Source organism: Rhodococcus sp. NPDC055112 (genome assembly GCF_053607505.1).
On record NZ_JBSGTR010000042.1, the window covers coordinates 22,284 to 48,071 of the forward strand.

The following is a 25,788-nucleotide window of genomic DNA, read 5'->3' on the forward strand; positions in this document are numbered from 1 at the left end:
TCGGCCTTTCGTCAGGCGGGAAGGTCTGCGGAGCGGAAGCGCCCGCGCAGCGCGAGGGAGACGTAGACGAGCCCGACGAGGACCGGGACCTCGATCAGCGGTCCGACCACCCCGGCCAGCGCCTGCCCGGAGGCGGCGCCGTAGGTGGCGATGGCGACGGCGATGGCGAGCTCGAAGTTGTTGCCCGCGGCGGTGAACGCGAGGGTGGTGGTGCGCTGATAGCCCAATCCCATTGCGGCGCCGAGGGCGTAGCCGCCGCCCCACATCACCGCGAAGTACACCAGCAGCGGGATGGCGATGCGGACGACGTCGAGGGGCTGTGAGGTGATCTGATCGCCCTGCAGGGCGAAGAGCACCACGATGGTGAACAGCAGGCCGTAGAGGGCCCACGGCCCGATGAGGGGGAGGAACTTGCTCTCGTACCACTCACGGCCCTTGGCCTTTTCGCCGTAGCGGCGGGTGAGGTAGCCGGCGAGCAGCGGGATGCCGAGGAAGATCAGCACCGACTTCGCGATCTGCCATGGCGAGGTGTCGATGGTGGTCTGCTCGAGACCGAGCCAGCCGGGCAGCACGGAGAGGTAGAACCAGCCAAGGGCGGCGAACATGATGACCTGGAACACCGAGTTGATCGCGACCAGGACGGCGGCGGCCTCGCGGTCACCGCAGGCCAGGTCGTTCCAGATGATGACCATCGCGATGCAGCGGGCGAGGCCGACGATGATCAGGCCGGTGCGATACTCGGGCAGGTCGGGAAGGAAGATCCAGGCGAGGGCGAACATCAGCGCGGGGCCGAGCACCCAGTTCAGCACCAGTGAGCTGATCAGGAGCTTGCGGTCGCCGGTGACGGTGTCGAGCCGGTCGTAGCGGACCTTCGCCAGCACCGGGTACATCATGATCAGCAGGCCGAGGGCGATCGGCAGCGAGATGCCGTCGATCTCCACGGTGCTGAGCACGTCGCCGAGTCCCGGGATCGACCGCCCCAGCAGCAGCCCGGCGACCATCGCGACCCCGATCCACACGGGCAGGTAGCGGTCGAGGGTGGAGAGCTTGCCGACGACGGCGGGATGGCCCGCGGTGGCCGTTGGCGTGCTCACGCGGTCACCGCGGCGGTGGGATCGGCATCCGCGAGTACCGACGAGAGTTGGTGCAGCGCGACGGGGATCACCCGGTAGTAGACCCAGGTGCCGCGGCGTTCGGAATCCAGCAGGCCCGCCTCGCGCAGCACCTTGAGGTGATGGGAGATGGTCGGCTGGGACAGGTCGAACGCGGGGGAGATGTCGCAGACGCAGGCCTCGCCGCCGTCGTGGCTCGCGATCAGGCTCAGCAGGCGCAGTCGGACCGGGTCGCCGAGGGCCTTGAACGTACGGGCGATCTCGTGTGCGCGGCCCTCGCCCAACGGTTCGCGGACCAGTGGTGAGCACCGCTCGGTGACGTCGGCCAGCGTTAGGTCTTGATTCGACATGTGTCTATATTGACATTCGTCTATATCTTGGGCAACCGCGCCCGTGCGCGGCCCTACCCCGATCGGGGTAGGACCGCGCACAGTGCGGCTATGCCGCCTGCGCCGACTGCTCCTCGGCGGCCGCGATGGCCGACCTCAGCAGGTCCGCGACGTCGGACACCAACCGCACCTCGACGGACTCGAGGACGTCGGCTGGGACGTCGTCCAGGTCCGGCTCGTTCCTGGCGGGCAGGAATACCGTGCTCAGTCCCGCTCGCTGCGCGGCCAGCAGTTTCTGCTTGGCGCCGCCGATCGGGAGCACCCGCCCGTTGAGCGTGACCTCGCCGGTCATGCCGACGTCCGACCGCACCGGGCGGCCGAGGGCCAGCGACACCAGCGCCGTCACCATCGTCACCCCTGCGGACGGCCCGTCCTTGGGCACCGCCCCCGCGGGGACGTGGATGTGGATGCTCCGGTCAAGGGCGGCGGGGTCGACGCCCAGTTCCGTCGCGTGCGAGCGGACGTAGGACAGCGCGATCTGCGCCGACTCCTTCATCACGTCGCCGAGCTGCCCGGTCAGGGTCAGCCCCGCCTTGCCGTCGGTGGCGTTCGCCTCGATGAACAGCACGTCGCCGCCGAGCCCGGTGACGGCGAGCCCGGTCGCGACCCCGGGAACCGAGGTCCGCTCGTGTGCCTCGGGGGTGAAGCGTGGCCGGCCGAGGAGGTCCTTGAGCTCGTCCACCCCGATCACCACCCGCTCCGGTGCGGCGACGCCCGCGAGCCGGGTCGCGGCCTTGCGGAGTGCCTTCGCCAGCAGCCGTTCGAGTTGACGGACCCCGGCCTCCCTCGTGTAGTCGGCCGCGATCTCACGCAGCGCGTCCTCGGTGACCTCGACCTCGTCCGCGGTGAGCGCCGCGCGTTCGAGCTGGCGCGGTACCAGGAAGTCGCGCGCGATCGCCACCTTGTCGTCGGCGGTGTAGCCGTCGACGGTGACGAGCTCCATGCGGTCCAGCAGAGCGGCCGGGATCGACTCCACCACGTTGGCCGTCCCGATGAACACCACGTCGGACAGGTCGAGGTCGAGATCGAGGTAGTGGTCGCGGAACGTGTGGTTCTGCGCCGGGTCCAGCACCTCGAGCAGGGCCGCCGCGGGGTCGCCGCGGTAGTCCGAGCCGACCTTGTCGATCTCGTCGAGCAGTACAACCGGGTTCATCGAGCCGGCCTCGTTGATCGCACGGACGATCCGTCCCGGCAGCGCGCCGACGTAGGTGCGCCGGTGCCCGCGGATCTCCGCCTCGTCTCGGACGCCACCGAGTGCGACGCGAACGAACTTGCGCCCCAACGCCCGTGCGACGCTCTCACCCAGAGAGGTCTTGCCGACGCCGGGCGGGCCCGCGAGCACCATGACCGCGCCGGAGCCGCGACCGCCGACGACCTCGAGGCCCCGCTCCGCGCGGCGTGCGCGGACCGCCAGGTACTCCACGATCCGGTCCTTGACCTCCTCCAGGCCGTGGTGGTCCGCGTCGAGCACCGCGCGGGCGGCCACGACGTCGGTGCTGTCCGTGGTGCGGACCGTCCACGGGAGTTCGAGCACCGTGTCGAGCCAGGTACGGATCCAGCCGGACTCGGGGCTCTGGTCGCCCGCCCGTTCCAGCCGGCCGACCTCGCGCAATGCGGCCTCGCGCACCGAATCCGGCAGGTCGGCACCCTCGACCCGGGAGCGGTAGTCGTCGGCCCCGTCCGCCTCGCCCTCGCCGAGCTCCTTGCGGATCGCCCCGAGCTGCTGCCGCAGCAGGAACTCCCGCTGGCTCTTCTCCATGCCCTCGCGGACGTCGTCGCCGATCTTGTCGGCCACCTCGACCTCGGCGAGATGTTCCTTCGTCCAGTCGATCAGTGCGGTCAGACGTTCTGTCGCCGAGGGGGTTTCGAGAAGCTGCCGCTTCTGCAGGTCGGTCAGGTACGGGGCGTACCCGGCGGTGTCGGCGATCGCCGAGGGGTCGGTGAGCCGGTTGACCGAGTCGATGACCTGCCAGGCCTCGCGACGCTGCAGGACCGCGACCACCAGGTTCTTGTACTCGTGGGCGAGTTCGGTGGTCCGGCCGTCGGGGGCGTGGTCCTCGACGAGCTCGGCCTCGACCCACAGCGCGGCGCCCGGTCCGGTGACGCCGGTGCCGATACGGGCGCGCCTGCCGGCCTTGAGAACGGCGGCCGGTGCCCCGCCGCTGAGCCTGCCGATCTGCTCGATGGAGGCGACCACGCCGAACGCCGCGTATCGGTCCTCGAGGCGTGGGGCGAGCAGCACGCGGCCGTCGCTGCTGCTGCGGGCCGCATCGATGGCGGCCTGTGCCGGTTCGTCGAGCTCGATGGGTACGACCATTCCTGGCAGCACCACCGGCTCCGCCACGAACAGCACGGGAAGACGTTCGGTTGTTGTCATGACCCTGCCCTTCTGGAGTTGAGCGTGTGATGCTCAACCTCGTCGGCCGGGGGCCTGTTCCCGCCGGTGGGGCGTTTCGCTGTGGGCGGATACCCTGGCGACCCTTCGCAGGTCACGAGGAGATCGTGTGCCGCCTGGCCACGTACACCAGCGCGCCCACACCGAGCACCGCCAGCCCGCTGAGCACGGAGGCGAGGGGCAGCGCGAACCCCAGCGCCACGCAGCCGAGCGCACCGAGGATCGGGATCCCCGGCCACGCCCTGCCCTCCTCGCGGGTCAGCGTCAGCGCCGCGCAGTTCGCGATCAGGTAGTAGGCCAGCACGGCGAACGAGGAGAACCCGATCGCGTGCCGCAGGTCCGCGACCGCGGCGAGCGCCGCGACGACCGCGCCCACCAGCAACTCCGCGCGGTGTGGCACGCCGAAGCGCGGGTGCACGGCGGCCAGCGCGCGCGGCAGGTGGCCGTCGCGCGCCATCGCCAGGGTGGTGCGCGAGACCCCGAGGATCAGCGCGAGCAGGGAGCCGAGTGCGGCGAGCACCGCACCGGCCCGGACCACCGGCTCCAGGCCGGGCGCGCCCGCGGCCCGCACCACCTGCGCCAGTGGATCGGTCGCCGCCGCCAGCCCCTGCGGACCGAGGGTTTTCAGGGCAGCCGCCGCGACCAGGGCGTACACCACCAGCGTGATGCCCAGCGCGATGGGGATTGCCAGGCCGATGGTGCGGCGCGGGTCGCGGACCTCCTCGCCGAGGGTGGCGATCCGGGCGTAGCCGGCGAACGCGAAGAACAGCAGCCCGGCGGCCTGCAACACACCCACGGCGCCGCCCGAGTTGCCGTCCGCCCATCGGTTCGGCGCCGCGGAGCCCAGGCCAACGACGACCACCACCGTCAGCACGGCGAGCACCGCCGCGACCAGGACCCGGGTCAGGAGTGCCGACTTCTGCACTCCCACATAGTCGACCGCGGTCAGCGCGAGCACGGAGGCCACCGCGACGGCATGCGCGTGCGCGGGCCACGCGTAGGCCCCGACGGTCAGGGCGATCGCGGCGCAGGACGCGGTCTTGCCGATCACGAAGCCCCAGCCGGCCAGGTATCCCCAGAACTCGCCGAGCCGCTCGCGGCCGTACACATAGGTCCCGCCCGAACTCGGGTACCGGGCGGCGAGCCGGGCGGACGAGGTGGCGTTGCAGTAGGCGACGATCCCGGCGACGGCCAGCGCGAGGGGCAGCGCCGCCCCGGCGGCCTGTGCGGCGGGGGCGAGGGCGGCGAAGATCCCGGCCCCGATCATCGAGCCGAGGCCGATCAGCACGCTGTCGCGGACCCCGAGCGTGCGGGCGAGTTCGGGCACCGTCACACGGTAGGGGCGGATTCGGCGCGGTGCCACCGCAACCGGTTTCCGCGCAGTGGCTAGCTGTACTCGGTGCCGTTGCCCCTGCCGCCCTTGAGCCAGCGGCCGGGCAGTCGGCCTGCGAGATCACCGAGCGGGCCCACGGCCGCGCTGAGGACCCCGACCGTTTCGCGGAGCAGTTCGATGCTGTCGCCCATCTTCTCGAGGTTGGGCGCCAGGGACGCCAGCGTCTCGGAGAGGCTGACGATCTGGTCGAGCGGACCGCCGTCCGCGATGATCCGTTCGAGCGCGCCGTCCTTGGCCAGCAGCGTCTCGAGGATGCCGCCTTCCTCGATCGCGCGCTCGATGAGTCCGCCCTCGCGGGTGAGGGTTTCGAGCGGACCGGCGGTGGCGGTGAGACGTTCGAGCGGTCCTTCCTCGGCGGTGAGCCGGTCGAGCAGCCCGCCGGGGGCGAGCAGTCGCTCCACCGGTCCGTCCACGTCAAGCAGTCGGTCGACCGGGCCGCCGGTGGCGAGCACCCGCTCGAGCGGCCCGCCCGGTTCGATGATCCGTTCCAGGGTGCCGCCTGGTGCGGTGAGCCGGTCGACCACGCCGCCCGGTTCGAGGAGTCGGTCCAGCGGTCCGCCGGGGCGCATCGCCTGGCCGAGCGGGCGTTGGTCCGAAGCGAGTTCGGCGACCTGCTGCAGCAGTTTCAGCGGTCCGGAGGGATTGGCCGCGGCGAACCCGCCGAGGCTCGCCGCCGCTCCGGGGGAGGTCGAGGCGGCGAGCATGACGCGGGCGGCACCGAGCGCGGTTTCGGCCACTCCCAGCGCCGAGTCGGTGATCGCGAGGCTGGCCCGCACCGGGAGTGTGACCATCGCCACCAGGTTCATGAGGTAACTGTAACCCTGAGGTGACGGGCAACACGCCCGGTCCGGGCGCGGCGGGTTGTCAGTGCAGGACCTTGAGTCCGATCACGCAGCCGACGATGCCGAGGATCAGCAGGATCTTCACGATCGACGACGATTCGGAGCCGGTGATCATCGCGTAGGCGACCGTGAGGGAGGCGCCGATCCCGACCCACACCGCATACGAGGTACCGATGGGGAGGGAGCGCATCGCGTAGGCGAGGCCGCCCATACTGATCACCAGGGCGACGCCGAAGATGATCGAGGGGTTGAGCTTTGAGAAGCCCTCGGACTTGCCGAGAGCGGTGGCCCAAATGGCCTCGAAGATTCCGGAAATGACGAGCACAATCCATGCCATGGTGTGATTCTCCCAAGGCACCGTCTTGTCGCTGGCCGGGTACGGTGCTGCTCGTCCGGATGTCATGTTGACGTCTTTACCGTAGCAAAAGAAGTGCCCCGGCTTCGGGTGTGTTCGGTCACCATCGGCGGGAGATGCGGGCGCTAGTGCTGCGGCGCCCGCGAGATCTGAACGATCGCAAGGCGATTGCCGAGGCCGCCCGGATACGGCGAGATGCGCAGGTGCGACTGCGCCCACTCGTCCTCGCCTGCCCGAAGCCGGACCACCGCCTCGACGGGCTCGACGGACCCGGTCTCGAACCGGCCGCGGGCCAGTTCCAGCACGCCCTGATCGTCCGGGTGGATGATCCTGTCGCCGCCCTCGATGCCGCGCCAGTGCACCCACGGGGCGGGCTCCGCCAGCCACATGGTCAGCACCCCCAGTTCGGTCTCGAACAGCGCGGGGTAGATCCCGGACCCCCGCATCACCTCCTGCATGCCGAGCTCAGCGAGCGTAGGCCTGCGCGGCTCGACCGTGTCGGTGACGTCGTGCCAGAGCAGGCGCAGGCCCGCCTGCCCCGGCTCGGTTCTGGCCCGCGCCCAGCAGTGCCACCGCATGATCCGGCCGTCTACGTGCAGCACGCTCATGTCGGCGTCCCATCGGGCGCCCGGCTGCGGATTGAAGGCCAGTGCGAACAGCGATTCCGATTCGTCGAACTTGACCGCCTTGGCGTAATACTCGGCGGGCGTCCGTTCGGTGACGTGGTTCTCTGGGCGGACCCCGGACATCATCGATGCCTCGAGCGTCTGCGCGATCATGAGGCGCTCGAGCAACCAGGAGATCCCGGAGGCGATCCGTGGCGTCGACGGCTCGACGTCGGCGTCCCCGATCCACAGCTGGACCCCGTGGGTGTCGCCGGATGGACCGAGGACGGGGAAGGCCTCGAGGCGGTACCGCTTGCGTTCGCCCCTCAGGCTCTGCGCCTCCAGGACCTCGCGGCGGCGGCCGGACCGCACGGCCTCGACCAGCGGTTCGACCCGGACGTCGGGGCGGGGCGACAGCCGGCCGGTCGAGGTCCACGCGCGCACCGTTCCGCCGGTGCTGACCACGGTCGGCGAGTCCTCGGCCAACGTTTCGATCAGGTGCCATTCGTTCACGGTGTGTCGACGCTCCCGGTCATCGCGGTCGGACTCGGAGTGTGAAGCCGCGTGGCTTGAGGGTGACCGCTTCCTGGATGTCGAGTGTGTACGTCGGATCGCCGGTGAACTCGTACCGGCGCAGCAGTTCCGCCAGCGTCAGCACGGCTTCGTGGAGGGCGAACTGTCGCCCGATGCAGGACCGGGGGCCGGTTCCGAACGGCCGGTACGCGTCGCGGGGTCGCTTGCGGACCTGGTCCGGCAGGAAACGGTCCGGGTCGAAGCTCTCGGTGTCGTTGCCCCAGACAGGGTCTCGATGCAGCTGCGGCAGCAGCACGAACACCCATGATCCCAGCGGCATCGGGTAGCGGCTGCCGAGCATCGTGTCCGTCCGGACCTTACGGAAGTAGCCCGGCGCGGCGGGCCACAGACGAAGGGTCTCGTCCACCACCCTGCGCAGGTACCGCAGCTTCCCGATCTGATCGAAGGACAGCGGGGCGTCGCCCGGCGCCACGGCGTCGATCTCCGCGCGGGCGGCGGCCGCGATATCCGGGTGTTTCGCCAGGTAGTAAAGGGCGAATCCGAGTGTCCCCGCGGTGGTCTCATTGCCCGCGACCAGAAACGTGAGTACCTGGTTGCGAATGTTCACCGGGTCGAGGGATTCCCCGCTGGCCGGGTCGACGGTGCCCAGCATCAGGTCGAGGAGGTCGTCATGACCACCGGGGCGTCGGCTCCGCTCGGCGATCACGTCGTCGACGACCGAGCGCATCAGTGCGATGTCGGTCTTGTGCTGCGCGGCGGCCTTCCGGCCGAACAGCTTTCGGATGAACGGCAGGTCGTTCGAGGTGCGGTTGATGTGAGCGAGCGCCCGCGACATGGCCGTCACGAACGGGTCCTGTGACACTGGTCGCGCCGCGGGCTCCGCTCCTGTGTCTTCTGGTCGCGCCGCGGGCTCCGCTCCTGTGTCTTCTGGTCGCGCCGCGGGCTCCGCTCCTGTGTCTTCTGGTCGCTCCGCGGGCTCCGCTCCTGCCGATTTCGTGAACGAGCCGAAGTCGTAGCCGAACCCGGCCAGTCCGATCACATCGAGGGTGAGCCGGTTCATGTCCCGGGAGACGTCGACGGGGTCGCCCGTGGCCGCGGCACCGTCCCAGGCCGAGCGGAGGCCGTCGAGGGCGCGGAGCATCGAACCGTGATAGCCACGCAGCGCGGCCTGGCTGAAGCCGGGGGACAGGATGTTGTGTGCCTTGGCCCAGTTCGGCTCGTTGTTGAACGCCGTGAACAGCCCGTCCTCCGCGATGCTGCGGAGTTTGCGGATCGGCTGGCCGAGGGACTTCGCCCAGGTCGATTCGTCGTTGACCTCCGACACCAGGTCGACCCCCGAGACGACGACGAGGCGTTGGCCGACGATCTTGCGCTCGAAGATCGGGCCCAGTTCGGCGGCCATCCGCATTTCCTTCTGCACCGGCTTGGCCGGATCGACGCTCAGCAGATCGCCCAGCACCGGTAGCCGGTGGCGGGGCCTCGGGATGACGGCCGCCTGTCCCACCGGCGCGGCCGGCCTCGGATCGGTCGCGGGGGGCGGCCCGGCGAGGGTGTGCGGGCACTTGTCGGCGGTCACACCCAGAGTCTGCCGCATAGCCGGGTGCGCGGATCCGCGGTGTCGGCAGGTGCTCATCGGTGGGTCGTCCGCCGGGCGAATCCCAGGTGGGACCGCCCGGCGGGCGCCTCGCGATCCGGACCCCTCGAGAATGCGTGAGCACCCGATTTCCGGATCGAGTCGGAGGACGGCACGAAGGGGACGCCGGACGACGCGCGTCCGGTGCTGTGACCGTCGAGGTCGGCGCGGCTCCTGATGATCAGGCGAGCCACACCGTGAGTGCTGCATCCGGTTCCGACGTCGACAGGAACCGGGGAACTCCCGGGGGAGCGCAGGAGAACTCTAGCGCACGGGATCCGAGCCGACTCACAGGAAGTTCACAGCCGATGGACAGGCACCTGGCAGCGATCGCGAACATGATGGGGGAGTGAGCGCCACCAGAACCGAGGCAAGGGTGTTGGTCGTCGACGACGAGCCGACGATCGTCGAGCTGCTGTCGGTGAGTCTGCGGTTCCAGGGCTTCGAGGTCGAGACCGCCGCCACCGGGCCGGAGGCCCTCGACCGGGCACGCGGCTTCCGGCCGGACGCGGTGATCCTGGACGTGATGATGCCGGGCATGGACGGCTTCGGGCTGTTGCGCAGGCTGCGGGCCGACGGCGTCGACGCGCCGGTGTTGTTCCTCACCGCGCGGGACGCGGTGGAGGACAAGGTCGCCGGGCTCACCCTCGGCGCCGACGACTACGTCACCAAGCCGTTCAGCCTGGAGGAGGTGGTGGCCCGGCTGCGGGTGATCCTGCGGCGGGCGGCCGGCGGCGGGCCGTCCGCGGAGTCCGCACGAATCCGGTTCGCGGATCTCGAGCTCGACGACGACACCCACGAGGTGTGGAAGGCGGGCGAGCCGGTGTCGCTGTCGCCGACCGAGTTCACCCTCCTGCGGTACTTCATGGTCAACGCGGGTGTGGTGCTGAGCAAGCCGCGGATCCTCGACCACGTGTGGCACTACGACTTCGGCGGCGAGGTCGGGGTGGTCGAGTCGTACGTGTCGTACCTGCGGCGCAAGGTGGACACGGGCGAGACCCGGCTGATCCACACCCTGCGCGGGGTCGGCTACGTCATGCGCGAGCCCAGGTAGCCGTGCCGATGCCCAGGATCCGCCGGATGCCGCTGCGGTTCACCCTGGTGGCGGCGGTGCTCGTGCTGTCCGCGCTCGGATTGCTGGCGTCGGGCGTCGCGGTGACCAACGCGCTGGAGAACACGCTGATGGACCGCACCGATGCGATGCTGCACGACGCGGCGCACGGCTGGGCCAGGCCGCGGGCGGACCGTCCGCTGCCCCCGCCCCCGGCCGAGCCGGGTCCGTCCCGCCCGCCGACGCAGTTCTATGTCCGGGCACAGCTACCGGGAGGGGAGCCCCGGGTGGTGATCAACGACGGTCCCGGCGCACCGGATCTGCCCGCGGACCCGGGGCCGGGCCCGATCACCGTCGGCTCGATCGGCGACCCCGACGAGCACTGGCGCGCGCTGACCACTACCGGCCCCGGCGGCACCGTCACCGTTGCCGTCAGCCTCTCCGACGTCGACGCGATCGTCGACCGGCTCGTCATCCTGCAGCTCGGCATCGGCGCCGCGGTGCTGATCGCCCTCGGAGCCGCGGCCTACGTCGTGGTGCGGCGCAGCCTGCGTCCGCTGGTCGAGGTGGAGCACACGGCCGCGGCCATCGCGGCGGGGGACCTGCACAGCCGGGTTCCCGAATACGGCGGCAGGACCGAGGTCGGCAGGTTGTCGGCGGCGCTCAACGGGATGCTCGCCCAGATCCAGACCGCGTTCGCGGCCACCGAGGCCTCCGAGGAATCGGCCCGCCGGTCCGAGCAGAAGATGCGACGCTTCGTCGCCGACGCCAGCCACGAGCTGCGCACCCCGCTGACCACCATCCGCGGGTTCGCCGAGCTGTACCGCCAGGGCGCGATGACCGACACCGGGCTGCTGATGTCGAGGATCGAGGGCGAGGCCGCGCGGATGGGTCTGCTGGTCGAGGATTTGTTGATGCTGGCCCGGCTCGACGCGCAGCGCCCGCTCGAACGCGCGCCGGTGGACCTCCTCACCGTCGCGTCGGACGCGGTCCACGATGCCAGAGCAGTTGCCCCGCAACGCGAGATCGGGCTCGAGGTGCTCGGCGGCCCCGGGCAGGCCGAGGTGCTCGGTGACGAGGCACGGCTTCGCCAGGTGCTCGGAAACCTGGTGGGCAACGCGCTCAGCCACACCCCGGCCGACGCCTCGGTCACCGTCCGGGTCGGGACCGATGGGCCGGATGCCGTGCTGGAGGTCGCCGACACCGGGCCCGGCCTCGACGAGGAGGCACGGGAGCGGGTCTTCGAGCGGTTCTACCGCGCCGACAGCTCGCGTACCCGGGAGTCCGGCGGCAGCGGGCTGGGCCTGTCCATCGTGTCGGCACTGGTCGCCGCGCACGGCGGCACGGTCGCGGTGGAGTCGCCGGAGGGCGGCGGCGCGGTGTTCCGGGTGCTGCTGCCCCGGATCGAGAGGCCCGACTAGCCCCACCTGCCGACGGCTGCGGGGTGCGCCGAGTGTGCACCTGTATGCGCACTCACTCGACGTTTGCCCCGGCAAGTGCACACTCGGCGAAACCCGCGACGGTGTCAGTCCGGGACGTTCGCCCCGTGGCCGAGCTCGCGCAGCGTCGCCTTGATGGTGGCCTGTGCCTCGTCGAGGGACTCCGGCGAGGGGTTCGGGTCGGCGCCCGAGATGTTGAAGTCGCCGAGGCTGAACGCCGGGAACACGTGCAGGTGCAGATGCGGCACCTCCAGCCCGGCGATCAGCAGTCCGGCGCGCGGGGCGTCGAAGCCCTTGCGCACCGCCTGCCCGATGATCTGCGCGACCTTCGTGCACTTGGCGAGCACCTCGCCGTCGAGGTCCTGCCACTGGTCGATCTCGGCGCGCGGGACCACCAGCGTGTGGCCCTGGGTGATCGGGTTGATGGTGAGGAACGCGACGACCTCGTCGTCCTCCCAGACGAACCGGCCGGGGAGGTCGCCGGCGATGATCATGCTGAAGACGGATGCCATGCCGCGATTATGCCGGGTGAGCCGTTTCGGCGGCGAGATGCACTTTGGCGTCGTCGTAGCCTGCGGAGCCCGCGGCCTCGGCGGAGGTGTAGATCAGGTGCAGCACCCCGGTGGTGAACGTCTTGGCGGAGATGAGTCGCAGTGGGATCGGCACGCCCTCCTCGAACAGCCGCTTGCCGCTGCGCAGTGCGACCGGGTGCACGAGCAGATGCAGTTCGTCGACCAGCCCTGCCGCCAACAACTGCTGGACGATCGACGGGGAACCGCTCATGGCGATATCCGTGGCACCCGGCTGCTGCTTGAGCTCGGCGACGGCTTCGACCAGGTCACCCCTCAGCTGTTCGGAATTGCGCCAGGTGAATTCGAGATCCTGACGGGAGACGACGATCTTGCGGGCATCGCCGAGGGCAGTGGCCATGCCGGCGTCCTCGCCGCCCGCGGCTTCCCGCCCCGGCCAGGCGCCGGCGAAACTGTCGTAGGTCTCGCGGCCGAGCAGCAGGGTGTCGGCCGATGCGAGCTGGGCGCCGACCGCCGCGCCCATTTCGTCGTTGAAGTAGGGGAAATGCCAGTCCTGGGGTTCGCCGACGACGCCGTCGAGCGAAATGAACAGGCCTGCGGTGATTCTGCGCATGGGAGTACTCCTGGCGGTGGTGTCGGGTGCGGGTGCGGGCGGATCAGACGGCGTATTTTGCTGTGCCGGTGAGGAATTCACCGGCAGGCGGGGTGAGGAGCGCAATGTTCGGGTTGTGGCTCAGCTTGGCCAGTTCCACGTGCCGGGCGTTGGGCAGGACCGCGGTGATCGCGCGAGCGGCGGTGCGCAGCAGGTCCCCGCTCTTTCCGCCGGAGATGACCAGGGTCGGGACGGTGATGTCGGACCAGTCCGCCGCGCGCAGCGGTTCGCCGCGCATGTAGCCGCTCATGACGGCCCAGTCATGGGCGGTCGCAGGGGCCGTCGCCTTCAGGCTCTTCCAGAACGGCGTGAACCGCATGACGGCGACGAAGGGGCGGGGCATGCCCATCGCGTGGGTCATGTAGAACTTCACGACCTCGGCGCGGCGGTCCTCGGCAATCAGCTTGTGCAGCGTCACGTCGAGATTCGCGGCGGGAACGAAGTTCTCGTGGTTCACGATGAACGGCGGCTCGAAGGCGATCACCTTGGTGATGCCTGCCACCCGGCCCGAGGCGGCCGCCAGCAGCGCGAGTCCCGCGCCCGAGGACCAGCCGAACAGTGCGGCGGACCCACCGGTCGCCTCGATCAGTGCGGCGATGTCGTCGATCTCGTTCTCGACGTCGTACACGCCAGGCGAATCGCTGCTGTCGCCCCGGCCTCGACGGTCGTAATTGATGACGGTGAGCCGGTACTCATCGGCCAGCTTCTGGGCCAGCTCCACCATTTTCGGGAAGGTGCGGTAGCTGAATGCGCCACCGACGAGAATGACTGTTCCGGCATCGCCACCGACGTAGCGGTCGAAGGCGAGCGTGATTCCGGCGGGCGTGGTGATGGATTCCATGATCCGAGTCCTTTCGTCGAACTCTGTTGTGACCGTGCGGTGGGTTCAGCAATAGAGACGGCGGTCGGCGGCGGTACTCATCGCCGCGGCATTATGATGTAGGTCACACCATTGGGCGTGGATGGAGGTTCCCGCGTCCGCAGGAAGTTGCCAGCCGCGGTCCAGGGACACCACAGGTTCGGCCGCGATCGTGGGCCGCATGACGAACTCACTGGTCCGGGGCGAGACGGCACAGGAACCGCCACCGGACACCCAGACCGTGGCGCTCGACGTGGTGATCCCGGTGTACAACGAGGAACGCGACCTCGCGCGCTGCGTGCGGCGGCTGCGCGCGCACCTCGACGCGTCGGTTCCGTATCCGAGCCGAATCACCGTCGCGGACAACGCGAGCACCGATTCGACCCTCGCCGTCGCGGCCCGGCTCGCCGCCGAGTTCGACGGGGTCCGCGTGGTGCACCTCGACGAGAAGGGCCGCGGCCGGGCACTGAGCGCGGTGTGGGGCGGATCGGACGCGCAGGTGGTCGCGTACATGGACGTGGACCTGTCCACCGACCTCAACGCGCTGCTGCCGCTGGTCGCACCGCTGCTGTCCGGGCACTCGGACCTCGCGATCGGATCGAGGCTCTCCCGCTCGTCACGGGTGGTGCGCGGACCCAAACGTGAGGTGATCTCCCGCTGCTACAACCTCATCCTGCGCGGCGCCCTGCGGGCGAAGTTCACCGACGCCCAATGCGGTTTCAAGGCGATCAGGACGGACGTGGCGCGCAGGCTGCTGCCGCTGGTGCAGGACACCGGCTGGTTCTTCGACACCGAACTGCTGGTGCTGGCCGAGCGGGTGGGTCTGCGGATCCACGAGGTGCCGGTGGACTGGGTCGACGACCCCGACAGTTCCGTCGACCTCGTCGCCACCGCGCTCGCCGACCTCAGGGGGGTGGTGCGGGTGGGCAGGGCGCTGGCCACCGGCGCCCTGCCGGTCGCCGCGCTGAGGGAGGGGCTCGGTCGCGAGCCGTTGGTACCGGGGGTGCCGCGCGGGATGGTCGGGCAATTGGCCCGGTTCGCGGTCGTCGGGGTCGCCTCGACCATCGCCTACGCGCTGCTCTACCTGGCTCTGCATCCCGTGATCGGCGCCCAGGCGGCGAATCTCGTCGCGCTGCTCGTCACCGCGGTGCTCAACACCGCCGCCAACCGGGCGTTCACCTTCGGGGTGCGCGGCCGGTCGGACGCAGCCAAACACCAGGCCCAGGGCCTGGCGGTGTTCGCGCTCGGGTTGCTGCTCACCAGCGGATCCCTGTTCGCCCTGCACCGCTGGCTGCCCGACGCCTCCAAACACCTCGAACTCGCGGTACTCGTCGCCGCGAACCTCGTCGCCACCGTCACCCGGTTCGTCGCGCTGCGCTGGGTGTTCCGCAATCACCACGAAGGAGTCACGCCGTGACCACCACCACCGACGCGCCGACCAACGTGATGGCGCCGCCCGATCCCGCGCCGCCGCGCCGCCTGCCGGAGCCGTGGCTGCTGGCGGCGCTGCTGATCGGGACCGCCGTCGCCTACCTCTGGGGACTCGGCGCCTCCGGCTGGGCCAACTCGTTCTACTCCGCGGCAGTGCAGGCGGGTTCGGTGTCCTGGAAGGCCTTCTTCTTCGGCTCGTCGGACGCCGCGAACTCGATCACCGTCGACAAGCCGCCTGCCTCGTTGTGGGTGATGGCGCTGTCGGTGCGCGCGTTCGGCCTCAGCTCGTGGAGCATCCTGGTGCCGCAGGCACTGATGGGGGTCGCCACCGTCGCTCTGCTGTGGGCGACGGTGCGGCGGTACTTCGGCGCCGCGGCCGGGTTGCTCGCCGGGCTCGTGCTGGCGCTCACGCCGGTTGCGGTGCTGATGTTCCGGTTCAACAACCCTGACGCGTTGCTGGTGCTGCTCATGGTGGCCTCCGTGTGGTCGCTCCTGCGCGGCGTGTCGGACGGTCGGACCCGGTGGCTGGTGCTGGCGGGCGCCTTCGTCGGGCTCGGCTTCCTGACCAAGCAGCTGCAGGTGATGCTCGTCGTGCCGCCACTGGCGCTGACCTACCTGTTGTTCGGCCCACCGAAGCTAGGCAGGCGGCTGCTGCAACTGGTCGCGGCGCTGGCCGCGATGGTCGCCGCCGCCGGCTGGTGGCTGGTGACCGTGGAGCTGTGGCCCGCCGACTCCCGGCCGTGGATCGGCGGCTCGCAGGACAACTCGATCCTCGAACTCACCCTCGGGTACAACGGGCTCGGCCGGCTCAGCGGCAACGAGCGGGGCAGTGTCGTCCCTGGTGCCAGGGGTGAGGCCGGTGCGATGGTGGGCGGCCCTCCCGGCGGGGGCGGCGGGATGTGGGGGAGCACGGGAATCACCCGGATGTTCGACGCGGCCCAGGGCGGTCAGATCGCCTGGCTGATCCCGGCGGCGCTGATCCTCGGAGTGCTCGGGATCGTGCTGCGCGGCAGGGCGTCCCGGCTCGACACCCAGCGGGCCGCGCTGGTCCTCTTCGGGACCTGGCTGCTCGTCACCGGGCTGGTGTTCAGCTTCATGGCGGGCATCTTCCACGCCTACTACACGGTCGCGCTGGCGCCGCAGATCGCGGCTCTGGTCGCGGGGGGCGCGGTGCTCGGCTGGCGTCGACGCGACGTGCTGTGGGTCCGGATCGTCCTCGCGCTGACGGTCGCGGTGACCGCGGTCTGGTCGTGGGAGCTGCTCGGGCGCAGCCAGGGGTTCGTGCCGTGGCTGCGCTGGGTGGTGCTCGTCGCCGGGGTCGCGTCTGCGGCCGCCCTGCTCGCGCCCCGACCGACCGGGAGGGTGGCCGCGGTGTCGGCGGGTGCCGCCCTGCTCGCGGTGCTCGCCGGGCCTGCCGCGTACGCGTTCGACACGGTCGGCTCCCCTCACGTGGGATCGATCGTCTCCGCAGGCCCGAACACGGGCGGAATGGGTGGCCCTGGCGGATTCCCGATCCGGGAGGAGGGGCGCGGGCCCGGCGGGTTCGCCGGCGGACGCGGCGGGTTGCCGCAGACCGGCATCGTGCTGCCCGGTGGGGTCGCCGTGCCAGACGGGATGGCAGGCCCGCCCGGCCGCGCAGGAGCAGGGGGACCGGGCTCGCCAGGCGGGCTGCTGCGCGGCAGCGAGCCGAGCGCCGAGACGATCGCGATGCTCGAGGCCGACGCCGACCGCTACACCTGGGTCGCGGCCGCCGTCGGGTCCAACAGCGCCTCCGGGTACCAGCTGGCCACCGGCGATCCGGTGATGCCGATCGGCGGCTTCAACGGCAGCGACCCCTCGCCGAGCCTGGCGCAGTTCCAGCAGTACGTGGCCGAGGGGAAGATCCACTACTTCATCGGTGGTGCCGGCATGGGCCCCGGCGGCTCCGGCGGCGGTGCGCAGATATCCGAATGGGTCGCACAGAACTTCGCCGCCACCACGGTCGATGGCGCAACTATGTACGACCTGACCGCGCCGCGGGTACAGGCCGGGCCGTAGTCTGAGGTCCGTGCGCGTACTCGTTATCGGCTCCGGAGCCCGTGAACATGCCCTTCTTCTCGCCCTCGGGCGCGACCCGGGTGTGACGGCTCTGTTCGCCGCACCCGGCAACGCCGGGATCGCCAAGATCGCCGATCAGCACCCCGTGGACGTCGCGTCCGGGGAGGCCGTGGTGGCACTGGCTCAGAAGGTTGCCGCGGACCTTGTCGTGATCGGCCCCGAGGTGCCGCTGGTTGTCGGCGTCGCCGACGCCGTCCGCGCGGCCGGGATCGCGTGCTTCGGGCCGTCCGCCGACGCCGCGCGGATCGAGGGTTCCAAGGCGTTCGCGAAGGACGTGATGGCGGCGGCGGGCGTGCGGACCGCGCACAGCGAGATCGTCGACAGCCCCGCCAACCTGGACGAGGCCCTTGACCGCTTCGGCCCGCACTGGGTGGTCAAGGACGACGGGTTGGCCGCGGGCAAGGGCGTCGTCGTCACGACCGACCGCGGCGCCGCCCGCGACCACGCCGCCGAGCTGCTCGAGACCGGGCATCCGGTCCTGCTGGAGTCCTACCTCGACGGACCGGAGGTGTCGCTGTTCTGCCTGGTCGACGGTGAGACCGTGGTCCCGCTGCTGCCCGCGCAGGACCACAAGCGCGTCGGCGACGGCGACACCGGACCGAACACCGGCGGCATGGGTGCCTACACCCCGTTGCCGTGGCTGCCCGAGGCGACGGTGACCCAGATCGTCGACGAGGTCGTCGTCCCGGTGGCCGCGGAGCTGGTCAAGCGCGGCAGCGGCTTCTCGGGGCTGCTGTACGCCGGACTCGCGATCGGCAAGGACGGCCCCGCCGTGGTCGAGTTCAACTGCCGCTTCGGCGACCCGGAAACCCAGGCGGTCCTGGCGCTGCTGGAGTCCCCGCTCGGTGAGCTGCTGAACGCCACCGCGACCGGCACCCTCGCCGAGGTGGCCCCGCTGCGCTGGCGCGACGGCGCCGCGGTGACCGTGGTGCTGGCCGCCGAGAACTACCCAGGACGCCCCCGCACGGGAGACGTGATCAGTGGTTCCGATGCGGACGGTGTGCTGCATGCGGGCACCGGCCTGAGCGAGGACGGCGCCGTGGTGTCCTCCGGTGGCCGGGTGCTCAGCGTTGTCGGGGTCGGTACCGACCTCACGAGCGCGCGCGAGGACGCCTACGCCAAGCTCGCCGACGTCCGGCTGGCCGGTGGGCACTTCCGCCGCGACATCGGGCTCGCCGCCGTCGAGGGCCGCATCTCCATCTAGTTGGTCGCTGGTCCAGGTCATCGATGCGTAAAACAGTACCGGCGATTGTGTTCTCGCACCGTCGTTTCCGCGATCCATTCCGGACTGTGAGCGGCGGCAGGATTACCGAACGGTAACGTGCGACTTCTCTCGTATAACAGGTTCCAGTTTTGTTGGCCCTGACAGAGAGGTTCCGTTGAGCGAGTACCAGGCGTCGCGAGGCAAGGCAGCGACCACTTTCAATCCCCAGCTCTCCCGCAGGAAGTTCATGGCGGCAACGGGTTTCGCGGTGGGGGCCGCGGCGCTCTCCTCCTCGTGGACCTCGGCGGCGGCATCGCCGCGCCGCGCCCTCAACACCGGTGACCGGGTGCCCGCCCTGATCATCGGCAGCGGGTACGGCGGCGCGGTGGCGGCGCTGCGGCTGACGCAGGCGGGTATCGACACCCACATCATCGAGATGGGCAGGGCCTGGACGACGCCCGGCTCCGACGGCAAGATCTTCTCCCCGATGCTCACCCCGGACAAGCGGGCCTACTGGTTGAGGACCCGTACGGCGCAGCCGGTTTCGCACTTCTCGGGTGGCTCGGTGGACAAGGACATCGAGAAGTACGTCGGCGTGCTCGACTGCGAGAACATGGGCGGGATCAACGTCTACCAGGGTCGCGGTGTCGGCGGCGGTTCGCTGGCCAACGGCGGCATGGCCGTGACGCCCAAGCGCGGCTACTTCGAGGAGATCCTGCCCTCGGTCGATTCCAACGAGATGTACGGGACGTTCTTCCCGAGGGCGAATGCCGGTCTCGGCGTGAACAACATCGACCAGGCCTGGTTCGAGTCCACCGACTACTACCAGTTCGCGCGGGTCGGCAGGAAGACCGCGCAGCGCTCCGGATTCCAGACGACCTTCGTGCCCAACGTCTACGACTTCGACTACATGAAGAAGGAGGACGCCGGTCAGGTCGCCAAGTCCGCGCTGGCAGGCGAGGTCATCTACGGCAACAACGCAGGCAAGAAGTCGCTGGACAAGACCTACCTGGCGCAGGCATCGGCCACCGGCAAGCTCACCATCACCACGCTGCACGAGGTGACCAAGGTGGCGCCCGCGGCCAGCGGCGGCGGGTACTCGGTCGAGATGAAGCAGATCGACGAGCAGGGCAACACCGTCGCGACCAAGACGGTCACCGCGGACAAGGTGTTCTTCGCCGCGGGCAGCGTCGGCACCAGCAAGCTCCTGGTCGCGATGAAGGCGCAGGGGCACCTGCCGAACCTTCCCGGCGCGGTCGGTCAGGGCTGGGGCAACAACGGCAACGTCATGGTCGGCCGCGCCAACCAGGGCTGGGACCCGACCGGCGCCAAGCAGTCGTCGATCCCGACGATGGGCATCGACAACTGGGCCGACCCGGCCGGTCCGGTCTTTGCGGAGATCGCGCCGTTCCCGGCGGGCACGGAGCTGTGGGTCAGCCTCTACCTGGCGATCACCAAGAACCCGGAACGTGCCCAGTTCCAGTACAATTCGTCGACCGGCAAGGTGGGGCTGTCGTGGCAGGCCTCGCAGAACCAGCCCGGCATCAACATGGCCAAGCGGGTGTTCGACAAGATCAACTCCAAGGAGGGCACGATCTACCGCACCGACCTGTTCGGCGTGTACAAGACGTGGGGCGACGGATTGACCTACCACCCCCTCGGTGGCTGCATCCTGAACCAGGCGACCGACAACTTCGGGCGGCTCCCGGAATACCCGGGCCTGTACGTGATGGACGGGTCGCTGGTGCCGGGCAATGTCGGCGTCAATCCGTTCGTCACCATCACCGCCCTCGCGGAACGGAACATGGCCACGATCGTGGCCAACGATCTGCATTAGGTTCGACCCGTAGGTGAACGTGTTCTCCAAATTCGGGGGCGCCTCGCGGTGGGTCTCGGCCCGCGCGGGGCGCCTCCTGCGTATGAGAACGTTGAACAGTACTGGTGATATTGCTGCAGCACAGGCATTTCGGGTATTCGGGTATGAGCTGCGGGTTTTCGATTTATTACCGGTCGGTATTGCGGATCTCGAGGCTGTTACGGCTGTATAACGAGTTCTACTTTATTGGCTCGTGATCAGAGAGGTTCCGTTGACCGAACATCAAGCGTCGCGAAGCTTTACGGCGACCACGAAATCGCAGTTCTCCCGAAGAAGGTTCATGGCGGCGACGGGCCTGGCGGCGGGCGCCGTCGCCCTCGCGCCGACCCTGAGCGCGACAACCGCCGCGGCATCGCCGCGTCGCGCACTCAACACCGGTGACCGGGTGCCCGCCCTGATCATCGGCAGCGGCTACGGCGGCGCGGTGACCGCGCTGCGGCTGGCGCAGGCGGGCATCGACACTCATATCGTCGAGATGGGCAGGGACTGGGGCACGGCCACCTCGGGGGTCTTCACCTCCACCACCTCGCCGGACAAGCGTGGGTTCTGGCTGAGGGATCGCACGGCGCAACCGGTCTCGCACTTCATGGGCGTCTCGATCGACAAGCCCATCGAGAAGTACGTCGGAATCCTCGACTGCGAGAACATGGGCGGGATCAACGTCTACCAGGGTCGCGGCGTCGGCGGCGGCTCGCTGGTCAACGGCGGCATGGCCGTGACGCCCCGGCGCGGCTACTTCGAGGAACTGCTGCCCTCGGTCGACTCCAACGAGATGTACGGGACCTTCTTCCCGAGGGCGAACGCCGGTCTGGGCGTCAACAACATCGACCCGGCCTGGTTCGAGTCGACCGAGTGGTACAAGTTCGCGCGGACCGGACGCAAGACCGCCGAACGATCCGGCTTCAAGACGGTTTTCGTCCCCAATGTGTACGACATGAATTACATGAAGCAGGAGGCGGCGGGCTCGGCCCCCAAGTCCGCCCTCGCCGGCGAGGTCATCTTCGGTAACCACTATGGCAAGAAGTCGTTGCCCAAGACCTACCTCGCGCAGGCGGCGTCGACCGGCAAGGTCACCATCACCACGCTGCACCGCGTCACCAAGGTCGTGCCGAGCGGGGCCGGCTACTCCGTCGAGATGGAGCAGATCAACGAGCAGGGCGGTGTCGTCGCGACCAAGACGGTCACCGCGGACAAGGTGTTCTTCGCGGCGGGCAGCGTCGGCACCAGCAAGCTGCTGGTGGCGATGAAGGCGCAGGGTCACCTGCCGAACCTGTCCGGCGAGGTCGGCCAGGGCTGGGGCAACAACGGCAACGTCATGGTCGCCCGGGCCAACCACCTGTGGGACGCGACGGGTGGCAAGCAGTCGTCGATCCCGACGATGGGCATCGACAACTGGGACGACGCCGGGGGACCGGCGTTCGCGGAGATCGCGCCGTTCCCGGCCGGAGCCGACCTGTTCATCAGCCTGTACCTGGCGATCACCAAGAACCCGGAACGTGGTCAGTTCCAGTACAACTCGTCGACCGGCAAGGTCGGACTGTCCTGGCAGGCCTCGCAGAACCAGCCCGGCATCACCATGGCGAAGCGGATCTTCGACAAGATCAACTCGAAGGAGGGCACGATCTACCGCACCGACATGTTCGGTGGGTACAAGGTCTGGGGTGACGGGCTGACCTACCACCCCCTCGGCGGCGCCATCCTGAACAAGGCCACGGACAACTACGGCCGGCTGCACGGACACCCGGGCCTGTACGTGATGGACGGCTCGCTTGTTCCCGGCAACCTGGGCGTCAACCCGTTCGTCACCATCACCGCTCTCGCGGAGCGGAACATCGCCACGATCGTCGCGAGCGACATGCACTGACAATGCGCACAATCGGTACCGAATAGCAGTACCCCCTGCCGGCAGCGGCCCCGAGGATCCGGTCCTCGGGGCCGCTGTCGTCGCGGTATCGGTCGGGCAATTCGCCCGGGCGCGCTAGCCTCGACCCGGTGCGAGCAGAGTCCGATCGATCCCAGGTCCCCACTTTCCATGTGATGGACGTCTGGAAGGCCGCCACCGAGCGGGCCCGAACCCACGGCGATGTCCTGACCCTGGCCGCGGGGCAGCCGTCCACCCAGGCGCCCGGCCCAGTGCTGCGTGCGGCGCGCGAGGCCCTCGACACCCAATTACTCGGCTACACCGAGACGTTCGGAATCCTGCCGCTGCGGGAGGCGATCGCCGGCTACCACAGCGCGAAGTCCTCGATCGCGGTCGATCCGGACGACGTCGTGGTGACCACCGGTTCCTCCGGCGCCTTCACCCTGATCTTCCTCGCGGCGTTCGACGCGGGTGACACGGTCGTCGTGGCGCGGCCCGGCTACCCCGCATACCGAAACACGCTCACCGCGCTCGGCTGTCGCGTGATCGAACTCGACTGCGGACCGGACACCCGCTTCCAGCCGACCGTCGCGATGCTCGAGGCGCTGGACGAGCCGCCTGCCGGTCTGGTCGTCGCCAGCCCGGCGAACCCGACCGGCACCGTCATCGACCCCACCGAACTCGCCGCCCTCGCTCGCTGGTGCGAGGAGCACGGCACCCTGCTGATCTCCGACGAGATCTACCACGGGATCGAGTTCGGTTCCGGCACCTCGGCGACCGCGTCGGCATGGGAGACCTCGCGCGAGGCCGTCGTGATCGGCTCGGTCTCCAAGTACTTCTCGATGACCGGCTGGCGGCTGGGCTGGATGCTGGTGCCTGCCGGGCTGCGGCGGGCACTGCAGCGGCTCGCATCGAACATGACGGTGTGCCCACCCGCGATCTCCCAGTACGCGGCGGTCGCTGCCTTCACCGACGAGTCCATGACCGAACTGGACGGGCACGTGCGGCGGTACGCGGCGAACCGCGACCTGGTGCTGGCCGCGCTGCCGAAACTGGGCATCACGGACCTTGCCCCTGCCGACGGCGCGTTCTACGCCTACGCCGACATCGGCCACCTCACAGACGATTCGACGTCCTGGTGCGCGGAACTGCTGCGGGAGACCGGGGTGGCGTTGGCGCCGGGCGTCGACTTCGACACGGTCCGCGGCGACCGGACCGTGCGGATCTCGTTCGCGGGCGCGACGGCCGACGTGGAAGAGGCTCTGGAGAGATTGGGACGCAGTGCTGCACTCGGACACTGACGGGACGGCGGCCTCGCCCGCACCCGCTCCGACGAAACCGACTCGGCGCAGCGCTTCCGCTGGCACGATGGGCCGGGTGTCTTCCGCGGCGACTCCCAAGGGCGAACGACGCCGGATGGCGCTCGTGGAGGCCGCGGCCGATCTGATGCTCGAGGGCGGGTTCGAGGCGGTCCGGCATCGGGCGGTGGCCCAGCGCGCGGGCCTGCCGCTCGCGTCGACGACCTACTACTTCGAGTCGCTCGACGATCTGATCGCACACGCGGTGGAGCTGAGCGGCAGCCGGGAGATGGACGCCATGCGCGCCCGGATCGACGAGATCACGCAGGCCGACCGCGACGCCGCGGCCGTCGTCGAACTGATCATCGAGCTGCTGGTCGGCCCGATCGAGGGCGCCGCGCGGGAACACCTCATCGCCAGGTACGAGTGCTTCATCGCCTCCGCGCGACACCCCCAGCTGCAAGAGGTGCAGCGGCGGTTGCGGATCCAGTTCGACGACGCCCTCGGTGAGGTGCTGCGCCGATCCGGGCGGCAGGTCCGGCAGGAGGGACTGCGCAGGCTGATCTGCGTGGTGGACGGGGCCGTCGTCGGGGCGTTGAGCGAGTCCGATCCCGACCCCGAGCAGTTGGCCAGGGAGATGCTGTCGGAGGTCATCGACGTCGCGGCGCCGCCGCTCCCGCCGGAGGAGCCGGAGCCGTAGCCGCACCCCCCGGGTGGCGCGGCTGCCGGTCCCGCGGGCGGCGGCCGTAAACTGGGCGCTCGTGAGCCGCATCCCCAACGTCCTTGCCAACCGATACGCCAGCCCCGACCTTCGGGAGCTGTGGTCGCCCGAGCACAAGATCGTGCTGGAGCGTCAGCTGTGGCTGGCGGTGCTGCGGGCACAGGCCTCGCTCGGCATCGACGTGCCCGAGGACGCGCTCGCCGACTACGAGCGGGTGCTGGAGCAGGTGGACCTCGACTCCATCGCGGACCGGGAGCGGGTGACCAGGCACGACGTCAAGGCGCGGATCGAGGAGTTCAACGCCCTCGCCGGGCACGAGCACGTGCACAAGGGTCTGACCAGCCGCGACCTCACCGAGAACGTCGAGCAGCTGCAGATCTTCCGTTCGCTCGAGCACGTGTACGCGCACGGCGTCGCGGTCGCCGCGCGGCTCGCGGAGAAGGCCGCCGAGTACTCGTCGTTGGTGATGGCGGGCCGCAGCCACAACGTCGCCGCGCAGGCCACCACCCTCGGCAAGCGTTTCGCCTCCGCAGCGGACGAGGTGCTGGTCGCGCTGACCCGCCTGCGCGAGCTGATCGACCGGTACCCGCTGCGCGGCATCAAGGGCCCGATGGGTACCGCCCAGGACATGCTCGACCTGCTCGGCGGTGACACCGAGAAGCTGGACTTCCTCGAGGCGAAGGTCGCCGAGCACCTCGGCTTCGCGCACGTGCTGACCAGCGTCGGCCAGGTGTACCCGCGCTCGCTGGACCACGACGTGCTGTCCGCGCTGGTCCAGGTGGGCGCAGGCCCGTCGTCGTTCGCGCACACCATCCGCCTGATGGCGGGCCACGAGCTGGTCACCGAGGGCTTCCAGCCCGGCCAGGTCGGCTCGTCCGCGATGCCGCACAAGATGAACACCCGTTCCTGCGAGCGCGTCAACGGCCTGCAGGTCGTGCTGCGCGGCTACGCGTCGATGGCCGCGGAGCTGGCGGGCGCGCAGTGGAACGAGGGCGACGTGTTCTGCTCGGTGGTCCGCCGGGTGGCGCTGCCGGACGCGTTCTTCGCGATCGACGGACAGATCGAGACCTTCCTGACCGTGCTCGACGAGTTCGGCGCGTATCCGGCGGTGATCGAGAAGGAGCTCACCCGGTACCTGCCGTTCCTGGCCACCACCCGGATGCTGATGGCCGCCGTGCGCGCGGGCACCGGCCGCGAGACCGCGCACGAGGTCATCAAGGAGCACGCGGTCGCCGTCGCGCTGGCGATGCGCGAGGACGGCCGCGAGCCCGACCTGCTCGACCGCCTCGCCGCCGACGACCGCTTCCCGCTCGACCGCGCGCAGCTGGACGCCGCGCTGGCCGACAAGTCCGCCTTCATCGGCGCGGCCGAGTCCCAGGTTGCCACCGTGGTCCGCAGGGTCGGCCTGCTGGTGGAGCAGAACCCCGAGGCGGCGAAGTACTCGCCGTCGCCCATCCTCTAGGCGGCTCCGCCGCCTGTGCGCGGTTGACGAGTCCAGACACTCGTCAACC

The 25,788-nt window shown here is 69.9% G+C and carries 21 protein-coding genes and 1 riboswitch; of the genes, 10 read left to right on the top strand and 11 right to left on the bottom strand.

Going from position 1 to position 25,788, the window contains the following annotated elements; genetic code table 11:
• Positions 1 to 11: 11 nt before the first annotated feature.
• From arsB to ACWFRB_RS18070, 8 genes are all read right to left on the bottom strand, one after another.
• Positions 12 to 1,094, bottom strand: coding sequence for an ACR3 family arsenite efflux transporter (gene arsB / locus ACWFRB_RS18035; protein WP_452642480.1), 1,083 nt, complete (start codon positions 1,092 to 1,094; stop codon positions 12 to 14).
• Positions 1,091 to 1,462 (bottom strand): ArsR/SmtB family transcription factor, encoded by a 372-nt coding sequence (locus tag ACWFRB_RS18040; RefSeq protein ID WP_452642481.1) that lies wholly within the window; start codon positions 1,460 to 1,462, stop codon positions 1,091 to 1,093. Before ACWFRB_RS18040 ends, arsB begins: the two co-directional genes overlap by 4 nt.
• Before the next feature lie 88 nt (positions 1,463 to 1,550).
• Positions 1,551 to 3,878, bottom strand: a complete 2,328-nt coding sequence (lon, locus tag ACWFRB_RS18045; RefSeq protein ID WP_452642482.1) for an endopeptidase La — start codon at positions 3,876 to 3,878, stop codon at positions 1,551 to 1,553.
• A 112-nt stretch (positions 3,879 to 3,990) separates the two neighbouring features.
• Entirely contained in the window at positions 3,991 to 5,223 is a 1,233-nt protein-coding gene (locus ACWFRB_RS18050) for an APC family permease (RefSeq protein ID WP_452642483.1), read from the bottom strand.
• A gap of 59 nt (positions 5,224 to 5,282) precedes the next feature.
• Positions 5,283 to 6,095, bottom strand: a complete 813-nt coding sequence (locus ACWFRB_RS18055) for an ABC transporter (RefSeq protein WP_392978424.1) — start codon at positions 6,093 to 6,095, stop codon at positions 5,283 to 5,285.
• A 58-nt stretch (positions 6,096 to 6,153) separates the two neighbouring features.
• A complete protein-coding gene (locus tag ACWFRB_RS18060) occupies positions 6,154 to 6,468 on the bottom strand; it encodes a DMT family transporter (RefSeq protein WP_077043908.1) in 315 nt (104 codons plus the stop codon).
• Between the two features lie 14 nt (positions 6,469 to 6,482).
• Positions 6,483 to 6,545, bottom strand: a riboswitch (guanidine-III (ykkC-III) riboswitch).
• A gap of 66 nt (positions 6,546 to 6,611) precedes the next feature.
• Positions 6,612 to 7,604 (bottom strand): GAF domain-containing protein, encoded by a 993-nt coding sequence (locus tag ACWFRB_RS18065; RefSeq protein WP_452642484.1) that lies wholly within the window; start codon positions 7,602 to 7,604, stop codon positions 6,612 to 6,614.
• Positions 7,605 to 7,623: 19 nt separating this feature from the next.
• Positions 7,624 to 9,201, bottom strand: a complete 1,578-nt coding sequence (locus tag ACWFRB_RS18070; RefSeq protein WP_452642485.1) for a cytochrome P450 — start codon at positions 9,199 to 9,201, stop codon at positions 7,624 to 7,626.
• A 406-nt stretch (positions 9,202 to 9,607) separates the two neighbouring features.
• Between ACWFRB_RS18070 and ACWFRB_RS18075 the strand changes: the two genes are divergently transcribed.
• Positions 9,608 to 10,312 carry a response regulator transcription factor gene (locus ACWFRB_RS18075; RefSeq protein ID WP_452642486.1) on the top strand — a complete coding sequence of 235 codons (705 nt, stop codon included), beginning with the start codon at positions 9,608 to 9,610 and terminating at the stop codon, positions 10,310 to 10,312.
• Between the two features lie 8 nt (positions 10,313 to 10,320).
• On the top strand, positions 10,321 to 11,730 hold the full coding sequence (locus ACWFRB_RS18080; RefSeq protein ID WP_452642487.1) for a sensor histidine kinase: 1,410 nt from the start codon (positions 10,321 to 10,323) through the stop codon (positions 11,728 to 11,730).
• Positions 11,731 to 11,834: 104 nt separating this feature from the next.
• On the opposite strand, the gene ACWFRB_RS18085 is transcribed toward ACWFRB_RS18080, so the two are convergent.
• The 3 genes from ACWFRB_RS18085 to ACWFRB_RS18095 are packed head-to-tail and all read right to left on the bottom strand — an operon-like array spanning position 11,835 to position 13,771.
• Complete coding sequence (locus ACWFRB_RS18085; protein WP_397514615.1) at positions 11,835 to 12,260, bottom strand: HIT family protein; 426 nt, start codon at positions 12,258 to 12,260, stop codon at positions 11,835 to 11,837.
• Positions 12,261 to 12,267: 7 nt separating this feature from the next.
• Complete coding sequence (locus tag ACWFRB_RS18090) at positions 12,268 to 12,891, bottom strand: dihydrofolate reductase family protein (protein WP_452642489.1); 624 nt, start codon at positions 12,889 to 12,891, stop codon at positions 12,268 to 12,270.
• Between the two features lie 43 nt (positions 12,892 to 12,934).
• Positions 12,935 to 13,771 carry an alpha/beta fold hydrolase gene (locus tag ACWFRB_RS18095; protein WP_452642491.1) on the bottom strand — a complete coding sequence of 279 codons (837 nt, stop codon included), beginning with the start codon at positions 13,769 to 13,771 and terminating at the stop codon, positions 12,935 to 12,937.
• Positions 13,772 to 13,970: 199 nt separating this feature from the next.
• Here ACWFRB_RS18095 and ACWFRB_RS18100 point away from each other — a divergent pair, with 199 nt between their 5' ends.
• From ACWFRB_RS18100 to purB, 8 genes are all read left to right on the top strand, one after another.
• Positions 13,971 to 15,206, top strand: coding sequence for a glycosyltransferase (locus tag ACWFRB_RS18100; RefSeq protein ID WP_452642492.1), 1,236 nt, complete (start codon positions 13,971 to 13,973; stop codon positions 15,204 to 15,206).
• The gene (locus ACWFRB_RS18105; protein WP_452642493.1) at positions 15,203 to 17,257 is read left to right on the top strand and encodes a glycosyltransferase family 39 protein; all 2,055 of its coding nucleotides are present in this window, start codon (positions 15,203 to 15,205) and stop codon (positions 17,255 to 17,257) included. The genes ACWFRB_RS18100 and ACWFRB_RS18105 overlap by 4 nt, the downstream gene beginning before the upstream one ends.
• A gap of 10 nt (positions 17,258 to 17,267) precedes the next feature.
• Positions 17,268 to 18,521 (top strand): phosphoribosylamine--glycine ligase, encoded by a 1,254-nt coding sequence (gene purD / locus ACWFRB_RS18110; RefSeq protein WP_452642494.1) that lies wholly within the window; start codon positions 17,268 to 17,270, stop codon positions 18,519 to 18,521.
• Positions 18,522 to 18,768: 247 nt separating this feature from the next.
• Positions 18,769 to 20,358 (top strand): GMC oxidoreductase, encoded by a 1,590-nt coding sequence (locus ACWFRB_RS18115; protein WP_397514621.1) that lies wholly within the window; start codon positions 18,769 to 18,771, stop codon positions 20,356 to 20,358.
• Positions 20,359 to 20,677: 319 nt separating this feature from the next.
• Complete coding sequence (locus ACWFRB_RS18120; RefSeq protein ID WP_452642495.1) at positions 20,678 to 22,261, top strand: GMC oxidoreductase; 1,584 nt, start codon at positions 20,678 to 20,680, stop codon at positions 22,259 to 22,261.
• Between the two features lie 128 nt (positions 22,262 to 22,389).
• Entirely contained in the window at positions 22,390 to 23,559 is a 1,170-nt protein-coding gene (locus ACWFRB_RS18125; protein ID WP_452642496.1) for a pyridoxal phosphate-dependent aminotransferase, read from the top strand.
• A gap of 76 nt (positions 23,560 to 23,635) precedes the next feature.
• Positions 23,636 to 24,256: a TetR/AcrR family transcriptional regulator gene (locus ACWFRB_RS18130; RefSeq protein WP_452642497.1), complete on the top strand. Its 621-nt coding sequence runs from the start codon at positions 23,636 to 23,638 to the stop codon at positions 24,254 to 24,256.
• Positions 24,257 to 24,317: 61 nt separating this feature from the next.
• The gene (gene purB / locus ACWFRB_RS18135) at positions 24,318 to 25,739 is read left to right on the top strand and encodes an adenylosuccinate lyase (RefSeq protein ID WP_077043904.1); all 1,422 of its coding nucleotides are present in this window, start codon (positions 24,318 to 24,320) and stop codon (positions 25,737 to 25,739) included.
• Positions 25,740 to 25,788: the final 49 nt, after the last annotated feature.